The sequence below is a fragment of the Curvibacter sp. CHRR-16 genome (assembly GCF_018474005.1).
Classification (GTDB): Bacteria; Pseudomonadota; Gammaproteobacteria; order Burkholderiales; family Burkholderiaceae_C; genus Allorhodoferax.
Genome location: NZ_JAHCSH010000006.1, coordinates 1 through 15,776, shown reverse-complemented (window position 1 = coordinate 15,776; position 15,776 = coordinate 1). Strand labels below are relative to the sequence as shown.

The window sequence follows — 15,776 nt, the reverse complement described above, 5'->3', positions numbered from 1 at the left end:
CCTTAAGGTTGGTCAGAGAAAAGAGATACAGCGACAGATACGGTGGCGTTCTTGCCATCGGCTCCTAGGTGTTTGTGTTTTTCCACCAGCAAATGGCTGGCGGGCAGGGCGTGGGACAAACCGGTGTGGTGACCGGCCAGTAGCAGCGCAGCGGCTTCGCTGACTGAGGGTGTGCCGGTATAGCGGCGCACGGTTTCAGACGGGTTGGGCACGGGCACAGTGGCCAGCTCTGCCGGGGTGTAAAAGCACAGCGGCCAGCCATGGGCTTGGGCCAATGCCAGCAGGCCGCTTTCGTCGGCTTTGAGGGTGATGCTCGCCACAGCCTGCACCTGCACTTGTACCTGTGCCAGCTTGGCACTGGCCAGCGCCAGCGCATCGCGCACGGCTTGCTCCAGCGTGGCCAAGCTGGTGCCGCGGTCGCAACCCAGCCCGAGGTACAGGGCAGGGGCCGCTACGGTGGCAGGCGCAGTCACTTCGCTCACACGCTCTCCTGTGGCGGGCGGTACACCACCAGCTTTTCGTGCAGTTGCTGCCACAGGGCATCGCTCACGGGGTGGTGGGTCACCCACAGCACGGCGGCAAAACGGGCTAAGTCCACCGCCTCCAGTGTGTCAAAGCGGTGGATGTTGGCGGGCAGTGGCGTGGGGCGCGTCCACCAGTGTGGGCTGCCAGCCTCTTGCACAAAAGCAATCGGCTCGCCATTGACCACATGGGCCGATACGCGGGTGATGTTGATCTTGGGCGCCTCGACCTTCCAGCCCAGCTCGCGGCCCAGAATGTCCACGGGGATGGTTTTGCCCACGTCCGACGCGGTGGTCAGCACCGGGGTGGCCTTTAGCAGGTGGGCCACCAGTTCGGCCATGGCGTTGGCCCCGCCCACGTGGCCCGACAGCACCGGAATGACAAACTGCCCAGCATCGTCCACCACCAGCACGCCGGGGTCTTCGTCCTTGCTTTTCAGGTGGGGGGCGATGAGCCGCACCACCGCGCCCAGCGAGACGAAGAACACGATCTGGTCGTACTGCGCAAACAGGCGTGGCATTTCGTCTTTGAACGCGCCGCTGTAGGCGTGCACGGTGTTGGGCAAGCCAGCGGGCAAGCCGCTGGCGAATTTTTCAGCCACGCACAGGTGGGCGTCGGTCAGTTGCTGGGCCAGTTGGCCCGCCATGGCAGCGCCGTGGCGGGTAATAGCCACGATGCAGACGCGCACCGCGTGGGTATCGGTGGGAGCGGCAGTATCGGCAGTGGAGGGGGCAGTAGTGCTCATTCGTCGTCAGATGGGTTGGAGGTGACAGGCGTCACGGTGTCTTTTTTCTTCAGGCAGCCTTGGATGCGCTCGCCGCGCACGCGCTCAGGGTTTTTCAGCAGCAGCAGCGACAGGTAGCTCACTTTGCCCCCGCGCAGGCTCAGCAGTTCGGCTCCGTGCAGGCTGCGCTCGTCGGGTGCACCCACACGCTCTATCAGCGTGGCGTGCTCCAGCAGTTGGCGGCGCTCCAGCCAGTCCAGCAGGTCTTCTAGCAGGGGCTTGATCTTCATCAGCACCAGCGTGTCAAAGTCGGGCAGCAGCCTGTCCACCGCGCCGATGCCGTAGGCCGCAGGGACGATGGCCACGGTGTCGTCTTGCTCGGCCAGCGGCACATTGCGCTGGGCGCAGGCGGCGGTGAAAGAGTTCACGCCCGCGATGGTCTGCACCTGCACCGCAGGCGCGTGGGTTTGCACCGTGCGCGCCAAGTGGCCAAAGGTGGCGTAGGTGCTGGCATCGCCTTCGACCAAAAACAGCACATCGCGCCCCTGCTGTAGCAGTGGCAGCACTTGTTCGGTGGCGCGCAGCCACGCGCGGGCCAGCTTCTCGCCGTCGTGCGTCATGGGAAACAGCAGCGCCATGTGCCCGTCCACCGGTTGCAGTTCGGCGCGCAGCGCAATGTCCAGCGCGTAGCTGGGCGTTTTGCCGCTGCGCACGGGGTAAGTCCACACCGTGTCGCGGCGCTGCAGTTGCGCCCAGGCCGCACGGGTGATGAGGCCGGGATCCCCGGGGCCGAGGGATACGCCGATCAGCTTGCCCCAGTTTGGGCTTGGAGTGTTGGTGGTGCTCATGCAGCACCTCCTGCGGTATCCGTGGCTGCGGACGCGTTGGCATCAGCCGCTTGCGCGCACACCACCCACACGGGGTTTTCGGCAGCCATGCGGTGCATATGCAGTATGGGTTTGCTGCGCGCCGCTTGCAGTTGCACCACGTCCCATTGGGCAGGCAGTTCAGCCAGCGTGGCCGTGGCAGTGGCCAGGTTTTCCAGTGTGACAAAGTTCATCACCAGCCAGCCACCGGGGCGCAGGCGCTTGAGGATGAGCTTGATCAATTCCGCCAGTTCGCCGCCCGAGCCGCCTATGAACACGGCATGCGGGTCGGCCCACGTCTCCAACCCTTGCGGGGCTTTGCCGTTGACCAGCGTGTAGTTGCTCACGCCCATGCGGCGGTGGTTGCGCTGGGCGATGGCGAAGTCCTCGCTGTTTTTCTCGATGGCGTACACATGCCCACGCGGGCACAGGCGGGCCGCTTCCAGCCCGACCGAGCCCGAGCCTGCACCAATGTCCCACACCACGCTGTTGGCGCGCAGTTGCATCCGTGCCAGCGACACGGCGCGCACTTCTTGTTTGGTGATCAGCCCCTTGTCGGGCTGGCGTTGCTCGTAGCTGGCATCGGGCAGGCCCAGCACCACGGGGTGCTGGCGCGGCGTGTGCCGCCACAGCAGCAGCACGTTGGGCTGGGCAAACTGCATCTGCGCGGCTTGCTCCACGCTCAGGTCGCTCCACACGCGCTCGTCGGCTTGGCACAGGCGCTCGGCCACGGCCAAGTGCCAGTCGTCGTGCAGGCCTTCGGCCAGCAGCATGCGGGCCAAGCGGTCGGGGGTGTTGTGCGGGCTGGTCAGCACGGCCAAGCGGTCGTACTGGCGGATGTCTTGCAGCAGGGCGTAGAGCTTGTGCTCAGGGCTTGCGCCCACGCTCCATTCGCCTGCATCGGCGCTGTGCACGGAGGCTAGGCGCATGTCCTGCCACGGCAGGCTCAGGCGGGCGCAGGCCAGCTGGATGGTGGACACATTGGGCACTATTTCCAAGGCTTCTACGCACAGGTGGCTGGCCAGGTAGGCGGCGATGCCGTAGCACAGCGGGTCGCCCGTGGCCAGCACCACCACGCGCTGGCCTTGCTCCAGCGCTTGGCGTATCCACTCGGGCACTTGGCTCAGCGCCCCGGTGAGGTCGCGCACTTGCACATGGGCGGGGCAGGCGCTTTGCAGCAGGGCCAGGGTGCGGCCAGCGCCGATCAGCACGTCCGCGCTGGCCAAGTGGGCCAGCGCTTGTGCACTCAGGCTGGCGTGGCCATCGTCCAGCACGCCCAGTATTTGGCAGCGAGGAAAGCCGCGCGTGGTATGGGGGGTGATCACGTTGCTCATGGGTGAGGGGGAGGAATGTCGGGGGTGTCGTTGTTGGGTTGTGTGCTGTCACCGGCTTGCGCGATGCGCTTGCCGTCAAAGTCGCACACCAGCACTTGCAGGGTGAACTGGTCGGGGTAGCGTTCGCGCAGGGTGCTGATGACGCGCTGCGCCAGTGCAGTGTGAAAGGCCTCGCCCAAGCCCAGCGCGTCCATTTGTTCGCCTGCAAAGCGGGCGGTTTCGTTGCCACGGATGGCGGCGCACACGGCCTCGGGCGCGCCCACACTGGCGGCGATGTCGGCCAGCAGGTCGGTGTTGACCTCAGCCCGGTTGGCGTGGGTGATGGTTTCACCCTGAGCGATTTTGGTCAGCTTGCCCACCATGCCGCCGATGACGACATGGCGTATGCCCGCCTTGACCGCCGCACCCAGCGCGTAGCGCAAAAAGTCGCCCATCTGCACAAAGGCGGTGGGCGGCAAGTGGGGCAACTCGCGCATGGCAAATGTCTCGGTGCGCCCGCCCGTGGTCAGCACCACGGTGCTGTGCTCCAAAGTGCCCGCTACGTGCACGCCTTGCACCACGCTGGCTCTGAAAGCCGCTGTGGAGTAGGGCAGCACAATGCCTGTGGTGCCCAGAATGGAGATGCCACCCAAGATGCCCAGTCGGGCGTTGGTGGTCTTTTTGGCCATCTCTTCGCCCTGTGGCACCGAGATGGTGATGCGCAGCCCGTAGCGCTCCAGCAGGCTGGCGCCCACGGCGCGCACATTGGCTTCGATGTTGCGGCGCGGCACGGGGTTGATGGCCGGTTGGCCCAGCTCCAGGCCCAAGCCGGGCAGGGTCACCACGCCCACACCGGGGCCGCCAGCCAGCACCACAGCGCCGGGCTGGTCGGGCAGCAGGCGCACGTCCACCGTCAGGCGGGCCTTGTCGGTGCAGTCGGGGTCGTCGCCCGCGTCTTTGACCACCACCGCATGGGCGGCGCAACAGCGCTCGTCTGCGTTGGCCTTGTCCTGTTCTGTTTGCACATGGCCGTCCGTCACGGCAAAGGTGACCAGCTGGCCATTGGGCAGCAGGCACTCCACCGTCTCAGGCACATGGCCGTGCAGCAGGCCCAGCACGGCAGCCCGTGCAGCCGCAGCCGAACACGCGCCGGTGGTAAACCCGGTGCGCGTGCCTCTGGCAGGTTTTTCTGCCGGGGCTTGGGCTGCTGCTTTGTTTGCACTCACCCTTGGCGCTCCTGCGCTTCGGCCAAGCCCAGCAGGGCATGGATGGCGGCCACCACCAGCGTGGAGCCACCCTTGCGGCCCCGGATGATAGCCCACGGCACTTGCTGTGCAGGTGGCGTGGCGTCTTGGAACTGCGCCAGCAGGTCTTTGGACTCCTCGGCTGATACAAACCCCACTGGCATGCCCAGCACCAGCGCCGGGCGGGCGCCTTCTTCTTGTATCAGGCGGATGAGTTCTAGCAGGGCGGTGGGCGCATTGCCTATGCCCACGATGGCCCCATCCAGCAGGCCGTGGCGGTGCGCTTTGCGCATGGCTTGCACGGCGCGGGTGGTGTTCTCGGCGTGGGCGGTGGCGATCACGTCCTCATCGCTGATGAACTGGTGCGTGCCCATGCCAAAGTGGGCCAAGCGCGGTTTGGACAGGCCCACGCAAATCATCTCCACATCGGCCACGATGCGGCTCTTGCGTGAGCGGATGGCGTCCACCCCGGCCTGTACGGCAGCGGGGTGAAAGGCCGTTAGGCCGTTGAAGTCAAAGTCCGCGTTGGCGTGGATCATGCGGCGCACCACGGCCCACTGGCCGCTGTCGTAGTGGTGTGGGCCTGCTTCGCGGTCTATGGTGGCAAACGAGTCGTGCTCGATGGCCCGCCCGGCTTGGGTGAGCTGTTCGGTGACGGTGTTGCCCTGGCTTTGGATGGGTGTGCTCATGCGGGCACTCCCACGGGATGCGGATGGGCGTGGTCATGCGCATGATCGTGCTGGTGATCGTGTGCATGGTCATGGTGGTGGTGCGTGTGGCCATTGTCGTGGTGGTGGCCGCCCATGCCGTTGTCCTGGGCAAACTGGCGGTACTTGCAGCCGTCGCAGGGCATGGCGTGCTGCGGATCTTGCAGCTCGGTCACGCGCTTTTCCAAGAGGGCGAATATTTCTTTTTCAAAGCCAAAGTACTGCGTGCAGGCAAAGCGCACGGTGGGGTATTGGCTGCGCAGGTGCTCCACTTGGCGGTCGATGCGCTGCACCAGCGTGCCGGTGAACAGGTAGTAGGGCAGAACCACCACCTGCTTCATGCCCAGCAGCACCTGGCGCTGCACGACTTTTTCCAGCCGTGGGTGGGTGATGCCGGTAAAGGCCAAGTCCACCAGCTCGTGGTCGGTCTCTTCCATGATCCAGCGCGCCATCTTGGCCATGTCGCCGTTGGCTTGGCGGTCAGACGAACCACGGCCCAGCAGCACCACACCGGTGTTGGTGGGGTCGGGCATATCCAGCTCGTTCATGGCTTTGCGCAGGCGGCGGCGCAGCACGGTCAGGATTTCGTCGCAGGCACTCAGGTGCGGGGCGTAAGCAAACTGCACGCCGGGGTGGCGCAGGCGCGCCCCGGCTATGGCCTGCGGTATGTCCATCTTCACGTGGCCAGCGGCGTTCAGGATGAGCGGCACTACATGCACCGTTTGCGCAGCGGGCACGCTTTGCTGTTTGGCGTGTTCGGCAGCGCGGTTCAGGCCTACGCTCATGGTGGCGTCGGAAAACTCGATAAAGCACACCTCGATGTGCCAGTGCGGGCGCTGGCTGCGCCACTGCTGGGCAAAGCGCTCTATCTCGTCATTGCCCGACGTCTCGCGCGAGCCATGGCCCACCAGCAGCACGGTGTGCGGTGCATCCACGCTGCTGTGGCAAGGTACTACATGGTGAGCGTGGTGATGCACATGTTCATGGGCGTGGTCGTGCGGATGGTGGTGGTCGCTCATACGGGCTCCTGGGGGCTGGCGGGGCTATTGTCTGCGGGGGTGGGGACGCTGGCTTTGCGAAAGCGGTGGGTAAAGCTGGGGTCGTACAACTTGGACTTGACCAGCTCGGGCCAATGGCGTGCGCCCAGCGTGGGGCTGGCGATGATCATGGCTTGGCTCACCACCTTGGCATCGCGGCAGCGCTGGGCTATGTCAGCCAGTGTGCCGCGGATGATTTTTTGTTCATCGGGCCAGCTGGCTTTGTGCACCACCACGATGGGCGCATCTTCGGCCCAGCCCGCAGCGCGCAGTTCGCTTTGCACCTTGGAGAGCAGCGTGATGGAGAGGAATATGCACAGCGTGCAATGGTGCTGGGCCAGCGTGGCCAGGTCTTCGCCCGCTGGCATGGGTGTGCGGCCCTCCACGCGGGTGAAGATGACGCTTTGCGTCACCTCGGGCAGGGTGAAGCTCTCTACCGCTGCTGCGGCCGACGCCATGGCCGAAGACACGCCCGGCACCACTTGGATGGGAACGCCGGCCGCGTCCAGCGGCTGCACCAGCTCGATGAGGGCACCGTACAGCGCAGGATCACCCGTTTGCAGGCGCACCACGGTAGTGTGGCGTTGTGCTGCAGCGATGAGCCAAGCGGCCATCTCGGGCAGGGTCATGTCTTTGCTGTCGAGTACTTCGCAGTCTGCGGGTGCCCAGCGGGTAATGGCTTCGTTGACCAAGGAACCTGCAAACAAAATGGCCCCAGCCTCTTCGATGAGGCGGCGGCCTTTGACGGTGATGAGCTCCGGGTCTCCCGGCCCTGCACCTACAAACCAAACGCTTCCCTGCACGGTGTATCCCCACAAACCAGAGACGGCCGGGCATGGCCAAGCCTCTGGTGGTTGAACCAGACACTGCTGAGGGGCGTAGCTATGCCGCCAACGCAACGCTAAAAGCCAAAGCAGCCAAGCCATCAGCCCAGCTGTAAAGAGAGTTCAGAGTCGGTCAATCGCCCACCGCAATGTCAACCTGTTTGCTCTTGGCCGGTCTCCGGGCTTGCAAGTGGAGCAGCGGCGTTGTGCGCTGTTCCGGTTCAACCGCCTTCCCATGCAGAGTGCTGCACAGTGGCGTAGTGGGTTGAACTTGGCTTGCCTACCGTTGCGGGGGCAGCGTCGGCTTGGTGACGGTAGCTAAGACAGCCACGCACCGACTTCCCGTTTCACTCTGTGCGCCGAACGGCCCAAGAGCACCAAAAACTTGGGGAAAAGTATACGTGGGTTTTGCAGGGCGGGCTGGTATATCAAGGTGCCAAGCGCTGGCGCGTCCACTGGCTTGCCTCGCCCGAGCCTTGTAACTCGTAGCGCAGGCGGTCGTGCAGGCGGCTTTTGCGGCCTTGCCAAAACTCCCATCGATCCGGCACTAGGCGGTAGCCGCCCCAGTGTGGGGGACGCGGCGGTTGCAGCAAAAATTGGGCCGCGTACTTGGCCGCATTGGTCACCAGCAGGGTGCGTGAGTCGATGGGCTGACTCTGCGGGCTGGCCCAAGCGCCTATGCGCGAGTCCAGCGGGCGGCTGGCAAAGTAGGCATCGCTTTCTTCGGCGCTGACTTTTTCTACCCGGCCCTCTATGCGCACCACGCGCTCTAGCTCCACCCAATGGAATTGCAGCGCGGCAAACGGGTTGCCAGCCAGTTCTTGGCCTTTGCGGCTGTCGTAGTTGGTATACCAAACAATGCCGCGCTCGTCATAGCCTTTGATCAGCACCACGCGGGTGGAGGGCCGCAGGTTGCTGCCCACTGTAGCCAGCGTCATGGCGTTGGGCTCGGGGATTTGGCCTTCTATGGCTTCGCGCAGCCATTGGTCAAATTGCAGCAGCGGGTTGGCATGGGAGGCTTGTTCATCCAACTCTGCGCGTTCGTAGCTTTTGCGCAGGTCGGCAATAGAGGAGGGGAGGTCACGCATGCGCCCAAGTGTAGCGGTGCGGGCGGCATACTTGGGGCCTGAAGCAGGTGTGTACCTGCTTGGAACAATGGGGGTAGTTTTGTTGGCTTTGGATCATCCGGTAGTTTCTTCGCTCTTGCCTGTGGTGTTGCTCATCGTGGTGGGATTTGTGGCAGGCAAGATGAAGCTCATCCGCCAAGAGGCGGTGCGCGATTTGACCAATCTGGTCTTCTTGGTGCTCACCCAAGCGCTGCTGTTTCGCACCATGTGCAATGTGCGGGTGCAAGAGCTGGACTTTGCCCCTGTGTCGCTCTATTTTGCCGTGGCAGCGGGCTTGTTCATTGCCATGCTGCTGGTGCAGGGGGCTAGCAGTCGGGCGGCGGTGATTGCCCTGTCAGGCACCTTCAGCAACACGGTGATGATTGGCATCCCGCTGGTCGGGTTGGCCTATGGGCAGCAAGCGCTGGTGCTGCTCTTTACCCTCATATCGCTGCACGCTTTGGTGTTGCTCACTTTTGCTACCGTGGTGTTGGAGCTGCTCAGCGCCCGCGAGCACAGTGCAGCCAGCGCTGGCCCAACGCGGCACCCTTTGCAATCGGTGTGGTTGGCGGTGCGCAATGCGGTGGTTCACCCGGTGCCCATGCCCATCATGGCAGGTTTGCTTTACGCCCAAACTGGCTGGGGTCTGCCCGATGTGGTGGATCGCCCCCTGCAGTTGTTGGGCAATTCGTTCGGCCCTGTGGCACTGGTGCTGGTGGGGGTGACCTTGGCCAATGCGTCCATTGGCGCCAATCTGCGGGGTGCTTTGGTCATATCGGCGGTCAAAACCCTGCTGCATCCTGCGCTCATGGCACTGGTGGGTTATGCGGCTGGTTTGCGCGGCCTGTCCCTTACGGTGCTGGTGGTTGCCGCGTCCTTGCCCATTGGAGCTAATGTGTTTTTGTTCTCGCAGCGCTACCAAAAGGCCGAAGACTTGGTGACTGCCAGCGTGGCTGTCTCCACGCTGGTGGCCTTGGTCAGCGTAACGCTAGCCATGTCGTTGATGGCGCTGCTGAGCGGCTCAGTTTGAATTGGCCCATCAGGTTGTGCAGCTTGGCAGCTTCTTGCTCTAGGTGCTCGGCGGCCGTAGCGACTTCTTGCACCATGCCAGCGTTTTGTTGGGTCACCCCTTCCATTTGCGCCGATGCTTGGGTGATTTCACTCAGGCTGCGCGCCTGCTCTTGCGTTGCTACTGCAATGGCTTGGATCAACTCGGATGCTTTGCGCGTGGTCGCTACGATTTGCGACATGGTATTGCCCGCTTCTTCCACGCGGTCAGCGCCGGTGCGCACACGCTGGGAGGATTCCGAAATCAGTTGCTTGATCTCTTGCGCTGCATTCGCAGAGCGCTGAGCCAGTCCCCGCACTTCAGTTGCCACCACCGCAAAGCCGCGCCCTTGCTCGCCGGCGCGAGCGGCTTCTACCGCAGCGTTGAGCGCCAAGATGTTGGTTTGGAATGCGATGGAGTCGATCACGCTGATGATGTCGGTGATGCGTTCGGAGCTTTGCGCAATCGAGCGCATGTTTTCCACCACTTGGGCCATCAACTCGCCGCCTTGGGTGGCAATGTCGGATGCATCGGCCGACAACGCACTGGCTTGGTTGGCGCTCTGTGCGTTTTGCTCCACCGAGCTGGTGAGCTGCTGCATGCTTTGGCCCGCTTGTTCCAGCATCGCAGCTTGTGCTTCGGTTCGTCCAGAGAGCTCCCGGTTGCCGTGGGCAATGGTGGAGGAGCGGGTGTGAATGCTATCCGTGCTGTCGTTAACCCCACCGACCACAACGCGCAGACGCTCTAAAAACCGATTGAGCTGGGAGCAAATGCTGCCAATTTCCGCTTGGTCTATTGAGCGCAATTGGGTATTGAGATTCAGACTATCGGTGATTTCCGCCATTTGCTGCTGCAAAGAAAGCAGTGGGCGCAGTAGCTGGCCAGACAGAGGGTACAAAATGGCTAGGCCGACCATCAACAGCACCATGCCTGCAGCCAGTGCATACCAGCGCGCATGGGCCACGCTCTGGGTCAGTTCTGCCGCAGGCAGTTCGGCAACCAAGTAGCGGTTCAGGTCTGGCAGGTACATGGCCGCCAAATAGACGGGCACGCCGTTGGTTTGGCTTTCCACCACCGCACTGCCTTTGTCGCGCACCAGTTTCCAGTCTTGGTCTACCAGCGCGGCATAAGTGTCTTCCTTGCTCAAATCAAGCTTGCCAGCCAGCGCGGGGTTGATGTGTACATCCACCACACCGTTGCTGCGCACCAGCATCACACTGCCAGATTCGCCCACCTTGTTGCTGCGGATTAGCTCGGAGAGTTGGTTCATGCCCATGCCACCACCGGCCACCATCAACGGTGATTTGCCATCGGCAGCGTTGGGTATGCCGCGGTAGTTGATGAACATCAGCAGCTTGTTGCCGATGCTGTCCACGTCCAAGTTCAGCTCGTAAGGCGCTTGTTTTTTGATGAAGTTGAAGTACCAACTGTCTTTGGCTTCTGATGCTTGCAATGTGCGGGTCGCAAAGTGCCCATCGGAGTAGTGGTAGTACTGAGGGCCATCGGGAGTGCTCACGGTAAAGGACACCACCACGGCTTTTTGTGATTTTTGTACTTGCGCCATGGCCGCTTCAATAGCGGGTTGCTGGTCGGCCGGGCGACCTGCGGCTATCCAAGCATGGATAAAGGTGTTGTTGGCCAGTGCTTCGGAGCCTGCTATGGCCAAATTGAGCTGGGATTGGATGCGTCCCGCTACCGACTGCAATTGCGCTGGCAATTCATAGGTTTCTAGGCGGTTGCGTTGCTGCTGGCTGGTAAGAATGGATTGGAAAACGACCACCAAGAGAACTGTTGCCGCTAACGCAATGGCTGCTGCTGCAAAAAAGCGGGTTCTGAGCGATAGCCTGTTCCACAAGCCCGTTTTGGGTGCTTGGATTTGGTTTGAATCGCTGATTAAAGCGTTGCTCACTGCAAATTCTCCTGTATTTATTCTTTTAAATTGTATGTTGGTTATGCAATAGGTTTAATTTTGTGAATTTAATTTCTTATTAATAAAGATACACAGAATGGACGTTTCCTGCCTGTCGATGTTCGTACCCGCTTAGTAACGGCCCTAGGGTGTAAACGGGGTGTGGCGAGTTACCATGCTCGCTGTAATTTGGTTACAGGATCACCATGACAGCACCCAACTCCGCCCCCACCATGCACCCTGTGGTGCAAGCCGTTACCCAGCGCATCGTGGAGCGCAGCCAAGCCACCCGCAGCAGCTACCTGGCCCAACTGGAGCAAGCCGCAGCCCGTAAGCCCGGTGCGGTGCGCATGGGCTGCGCCAACGTGGCCCACGCCTTTGCCGCCATGCCCCAAGACGACAAGGTGCGCGCCAGTGGGCTGGGCGACATTGCCGTGGTAGCCCAGCGCCCCACGCACATCGGCATCGTCACGGCGTACAACGACATGCTGTCAGCCCACGCGCCCTACCAGCACTACCCGGACGTGGTGAAAGACGAAGCCCGCCACAACGGTGCCACTGCGCAAGTGGCTGGCGGCGTGCCTGCCATGTGTGACGGTGTAACCCAAGGTAACCCCGGCATGGAGCTGAGCCTCTTTAGCCGCGACACCATCGCCATGTCCACTGCCATTGCGCTCAGCCACGACGTGTTTGATTGCGCCCTCATGCTGGGCGTGTGCGACAAGATCGTGCCCGGCCTCTTGATCGGTGCGCTGCACTTTGGCCACCTGCCCACCGTGTTTGTGCCTGCTGGCCCCATGACATCGGGCCTGTCCAACAATGACAAAGCCAAGGTGCGCGAACAAGCCGCCCAAGGTTTGGTGGGCCGCCCCGAGCTACTCAAGGCCGAGAGCGCCGCCTACCACGGCGAAGGCACCTGTACCTTCTACGGCACGGCCAACAGCAACCAAATGCTGCTCGAAGCCATGGGCTTGCACGTGCCCGGCACAGCCTTCATCAACCCTGCCAACGGTCTGCGCCCAGAGCTGACCCGCGAAGCCGTGCGTACCGTGCTGGGCAGCAAAACCCCCATAGGTCAGTTGGTGGACGAGCGCTGCATCGTCAACGCCATGGTGGCGCTGCTGGCCACGGGCGGCAGTACCAACCACCTCATCCACTGGGTGGCTGTGGCCCGTGCGGCGGGCATCGTTATCGACTGGGATGACTTCTCGGCTCTGTCCGACGTAGTGCCCCTGCTGGCCCGCGTGTATCCCAACGGCAGCGCCGATGTGAACCACTTCCAATCCGCAGGCGGCCCTGGCTACATCATCCGCGAGCTGCTGGATGCAGGCCTCATGCACGGCGACGTGCTGACCGTGCGCCCCGAAGGGCTGCGCGCCTTTGCCACCGTGCCCCACGCTACGGCTGACGGCAGCCTGCAATGGGCCGACCCCGGTGCCAGCAAAGATGACAGCGTGCTGCGCCCAGCCAGCAAGCCATTCAGCGCCACAGGCGGGCTCAAGCTGCTGCAGGGCAGCTTGGGCCGCAGCGTTATCAAGGTGTCTGCCGTGCCGGAGGAGCGCCACATCATCGAAGCGCCTGCGCGCGTGTTTGACTCGCAAGAGGCGCTGCAAAAAGCCTTTAGCGCGGGCGAGCTGGAGCGTGACGTGGTGTGCGTGGTGCGCTGGCAAGGCCCGCAAGCCAACGGCATGCCCGAGCTGCACAAGCTCACCCCCCCGCTGGCCGTGCTGCAGGGCAAGGGCTTTAAGGTAGCGCTGGTGACCGATGGCCGCATGAGCGGCGCATCGGGCAAAGTGCCCGCCGCCATCCACGTATCGCCCGAAGCTGCCAGCGGTGGCCCGCTGGCCAAGGTGCAAGACGGCGACTTGATCCGCTTGGACGCCCCCGCTGGCACGCTGCAAGTGCTGGTGAGCGCTGCCGAATGGGACGCCCGCCCCCTGGCCACCATGCCCGAGAGCCTGCGCACCGCCAATGGCATAGGCATGGGCCGCGAGCTGTTTGCCAACATGCGCCGCAACGCACTGGCCGCCGAGCAGGGCGCTTGCACCTGGCTGTAATGCCGGGCTGTAATAGATTTAACTGAACCAGAGACAACACCACCATGACCACACCACTCACCGCCCTGCAAGTGATGCAGGACGCCCCCGTCATCCCCGTCATCGTGCTCAACGACGTGGCCCACGCCGTGCCCATGGCCCGCGCCCTGGTGGCGGGCGGCGTGCGCATGCTGGAAGTGACGCTGCGCACCCCGCAAGCCTTGGCCTGCATGGAAGCCATCGCCCGCGACGTGCCCGAAGCCGTGGTGGGTGCTGGCACCGTGCGTAGCAAGGCAGACGCCCAAGCCGCTGCCAACGCTGGTGCCCGCTTTGCCGTCAGCCCCGGCTACACCAGCGCCGTGGGCCAAGCCTGCCGCGACTTGGGGCTTTCGCTACTGCCCGGCGTGGCCACTGGCAGCGAGATCATGATGGCGCAAGAAGACGGCTACACCGAGCTGAAGTTCTTCCCCGCCATGCAAGCCGGCGGACCCGCCATGCTCAAGGCCTGGAGCGGCCCGTTTTTTGACGTGAAGTTTTGCCCCACCGGCGGCGTAACGCTGCAAAACGCCCCCGAATTTTTGGCCCTGCCCAACGTGGTCTGCGTAGGCGGCTCGTGGATAGTGCCCGCCGACGCCATGGCCAAGGGCGAGTGGGACAAGATCACCCAGCTGGCTAAGGATACGCAGGGGCTGCGCAAGAAGTAGGGGCGCACATCCAGTAGCTCTTGCACAGTGCGAATGTCAGTGCCCGCTTGCAGCAGGTGGGTGGCGAACGAGTGGCGTAGGGTGTGCACAGAAACCGGTTTATGAATGCCCGCCTGCGCTACGGCCTTTTTGAGCGCACGCTGAAGACGCTCTTCAAACAAATGGTGACGGCGCTCCACTCCGCTGCGTGGATCAATGGACAAAGTAGGTGACGGAAAGAACCAAAACCACCCCCAAGTGTGGCCGACCTTGGGATACTTAAGCTCCAATGCGTGGGGTATTTCTACTCCACAGCGTTGGCTTTGGCGGTCAGTTTCCCACTGCGCACGTGCCGCCAACATTTGCAGCCGCAATGCGGGAGCGAGGGTACGTGGAAGCATCACCACGCGGTCTTTGCCGCCTTTAGCCTCGCGCACGATGATGACGTGGCGATCAAAGTCCACATCTTTGATGCGCAACCGAACTCCTTCCATCAAACGCATGCCTGTGCCGTACAGCAAGCGTGCCAACAACGCAGTGATGCCATCCATCTGCGCCAACACGCCAGCCACCTCATCCTTGGTCAATACACTGGGTATGCGCCGCTTGCTGGCTGGGCGGTTGATGCCATCCATCCACGGCAGATCGACGCACAAGACCTCGCGGTACAAAAACAGCAAAGCGCTAAGCGCCTGGTTATGGGTCGAGGAGGAGGCGTTTCGTTCTGTGGCCAGCATGGTTAAAAATGCTTCCACCTCTGGCACCCCCATCTCGCGTGGATGCTTCATCTGCCCAGCGCGACCATGCCAGCGGATGAAAAACCGGATCCAGTACAAATATACTTTTTCGGTACTAAAGCTGTAATGCAGATACCGGATCCGTTCACGTACTTGGTCCAGTAAACGGGTAGACTGCAGTGGTGGGTTGCGGTGTTTCATAGGCAACTTTATAACTGTATATGCATACAGTATCAAGGCCGATAAGCCAATGCTCAAGCCATTCTTGGGGGATTTTCATGACCAGATTAATACGCAGCGACCAGAATAATTTGCAGACTTTGCGAAATACATTACGTTAGCCACGAGAGAAAAACATGCCCATTTCCGAAGTCGTCAAGTACGTAAAGATTAATGAGCTACTCCACACCGCAGGCCAGCCAAAGGCCGATCAACTCTCCGACTTATCGAGAGAAGGATTCAAATTGGTGGTGAACCTTGGGTTGCACAATGATCCTCGATACTCGGTACCTGAAGAGCCAACAATTCTGGAAAGCCAAGGTATCGAATACCTCCACATTCCAGTTCAGTTTGCAGCCCCAACACAAGAAGATTTCAAGAAATTTCTTGCTGCAATGAAGAAAGCAACGGATCGAAAAACACTCGTCCATTGCGCTCACAACAAGCGAGTGTCGGTGTTTATGGCAATCTATCTTGTCCTCGTGGAAAATTGGTCGGTGGAGTCCGCACATCAATGGGCGTCCGAGATTTGGCAGGCTGACGAAGTCTGGAGCAATTACTTCTGCGAAATGGTTGCGGCTCGTGGCTAACAATTCCGTCGAGAGGGACCGCCCACAAGCTGCGCTTGTGGGTTCCCTTCGCGGCTTCGCCGCTACGGCGGCCCCTCACGTCAAACTACAAGGGCTTCCCCACCTTTGTCAAACAGAATCCCATCGTGGTGAATCGCGCAGCGATTGACCACGAAACCTGATTCCTTCTTCCCCTTGCCTATCACTGCGTGATCTGTGTCGTTGCCTATTG

At 62.0% G+C, this 15,776-nt stretch carries 14 protein-coding genes, 1 pseudogene and 1 riboswitch; of the genes and pseudogenes, 4 read left to right on the top strand and 11 right to left on the bottom strand.

All coding sequences use genetic code 11. The features are described from left to right. Positions 1-2: 2 nt before the first annotated feature. The 9 genes from KIK84_RS13405 to pdxH form a co-directional block, all read right to left on the bottom strand. Positions 3-482, bottom strand: a complete 480-nt coding sequence (locus tag KIK84_RS13405) for a cobalamin biosynthesis protein (RefSeq protein ID WP_349815934.1) — start codon at positions 480-482, stop codon at positions 3-5. After that, the gene (locus KIK84_RS13400) at positions 479-1,267 is read right to left on the bottom strand and encodes a cobalamin biosynthesis central domain-containing protein (protein WP_214123616.1); all 789 of its coding nucleotides are present in this window, start codon (positions 1,265-1,267) and stop codon (positions 479-481) included. Before KIK84_RS13400 ends, KIK84_RS13405 begins: the two co-directional genes overlap by 4 nt. After that, positions 1,264-2,094: a precorrin-2 C(20)-methyltransferase gene (gene cobI / locus KIK84_RS13395; RefSeq protein WP_214123615.1), complete on the bottom strand. Its 831-nt coding sequence runs from the start codon at positions 2,092-2,094 to the stop codon at positions 1,264-1,266. The genes KIK84_RS13400 and cobI overlap by 4 nt, the downstream gene beginning before the upstream one ends. After that, positions 2,091-3,446, bottom strand: a complete 1,356-nt coding sequence (gene cbiE / locus KIK84_RS13390; protein ID WP_214123614.1) for a precorrin-6y C5,15-methyltransferase (decarboxylating) subunit CbiE — start codon at positions 3,444-3,446, stop codon at positions 2,091-2,093. The genes cobI and cbiE overlap by 4 nt, the downstream gene beginning before the upstream one ends. Further along, positions 3,443-4,651, bottom strand: a complete 1,209-nt coding sequence (locus tag KIK84_RS13385) for a cobalt-precorrin-5B (C(1))-methyltransferase (RefSeq protein WP_214123613.1) — start codon at positions 4,649-4,651, stop codon at positions 3,443-3,445. Before KIK84_RS13385 ends, cbiE begins: the two co-directional genes overlap by 4 nt. Continuing rightward, positions 4,648-5,358, bottom strand: coding sequence for a precorrin-8X methylmutase (locus KIK84_RS13380; protein ID WP_214123612.1), 711 nt, complete (start codon positions 5,356-5,358; stop codon positions 4,648-4,650). Before KIK84_RS13380 ends, KIK84_RS13385 begins: the two co-directional genes overlap by 4 nt. Further along, complete coding sequence (locus KIK84_RS13375) at positions 5,355-6,395, bottom strand: sirohydrochlorin chelatase (RefSeq protein ID WP_214123611.1); 1,041 nt, start codon at positions 6,393-6,395, stop codon at positions 5,355-5,357. The genes KIK84_RS13380 and KIK84_RS13375 overlap by 4 nt, the downstream gene beginning before the upstream one ends. Next, positions 6,392-7,216 (bottom strand): precorrin-4 C(11)-methyltransferase, encoded by an 825-nt coding sequence (cobM, locus tag KIK84_RS13370; RefSeq protein WP_349815933.1) that lies wholly within the window; start codon positions 7,214-7,216, stop codon positions 6,392-6,394. Before cobM ends, KIK84_RS13375 begins: the two co-directional genes overlap by 4 nt. A 173-nt stretch (positions 7,217-7,389) precedes the next feature. Next, a riboswitch (cobalamin riboswitch) is annotated at positions 7,390-7,634 on the bottom strand. Positions 7,635-7,665: 31 nt separating this feature from the next. Then, on the bottom strand, positions 7,666-8,325 hold the full coding sequence (gene pdxH / locus KIK84_RS13365; protein WP_214123609.1) for a pyridoxamine 5'-phosphate oxidase: 660 nt from the start codon (positions 8,323-8,325) through the stop codon (positions 7,666-7,668). Positions 8,326-8,392: 67 nt separating this feature from the next. On the opposite strand from pdxH, the gene KIK84_RS13360 reads away from it, so the two are divergent. After that, positions 8,393-9,373, top strand: a complete 981-nt coding sequence (locus tag KIK84_RS13360) for an AEC family transporter (RefSeq protein ID WP_502757565.1) — start codon at positions 8,393-8,395, stop codon at positions 9,371-9,373. On the opposite strand, the gene KIK84_RS16935 is transcribed toward KIK84_RS13360, so the two are convergent. After that, the gene (locus KIK84_RS16935; protein WP_214123608.1) at positions 9,321-11,300 is read right to left on the bottom strand and encodes a methyl-accepting chemotaxis protein; all 1,980 of its coding nucleotides are present in this window, start codon (positions 11,298-11,300) and stop codon (positions 9,321-9,323) included. The two genes, KIK84_RS13360 and KIK84_RS16935, sit on opposite strands and share 53 nt — an antisense overlap. Before the next feature lie 206 nt (positions 11,301-11,506). On the opposite strand from KIK84_RS16935, the gene edd reads away from it, so the two are divergent. Both edd and eda read left to right on the top strand, forming a co-directional pair. Further along, positions 11,507-13,357: a phosphogluconate dehydratase gene (edd, locus tag KIK84_RS13350; protein ID WP_250207981.1), complete on the top strand. Its 1,851-nt coding sequence runs from the start codon at positions 11,507-11,509 to the stop codon at positions 13,355-13,357. Positions 13,358-13,401: 44 nt separating this feature from the next. After that, positions 13,402-14,040, top strand: a complete 639-nt coding sequence (eda, locus tag KIK84_RS13345) for a bifunctional 4-hydroxy-2-oxoglutarate aldolase/2-dehydro-3-deoxy-phosphogluconate aldolase (RefSeq protein ID WP_214123607.1) — start codon at positions 13,402-13,404, stop codon at positions 14,038-14,040. A gap of 68 nt (positions 14,041-14,108) precedes the next feature. Here the strand turns inward: eda and KIK84_RS13340 are convergent. After that, positions 14,109-14,957, bottom strand: a pseudogene (locus KIK84_RS13340) (integron integrase); the annotation flags it as partial. Positions 14,958-15,112: 155 nt separating this feature from the next. On the opposite strand from KIK84_RS13340, the gene KIK84_RS13335 reads away from it, so the two are divergent. Continuing rightward, positions 15,113-15,565 carry a protein tyrosine phosphatase family protein gene (locus tag KIK84_RS13335; RefSeq protein ID WP_214123606.1) on the top strand — a complete coding sequence of 151 codons (453 nt, stop codon included), beginning with the start codon at positions 15,113-15,115 and terminating at the stop codon, positions 15,563-15,565. Positions 15,566-15,776 lie beyond the last annotated feature (211 nt).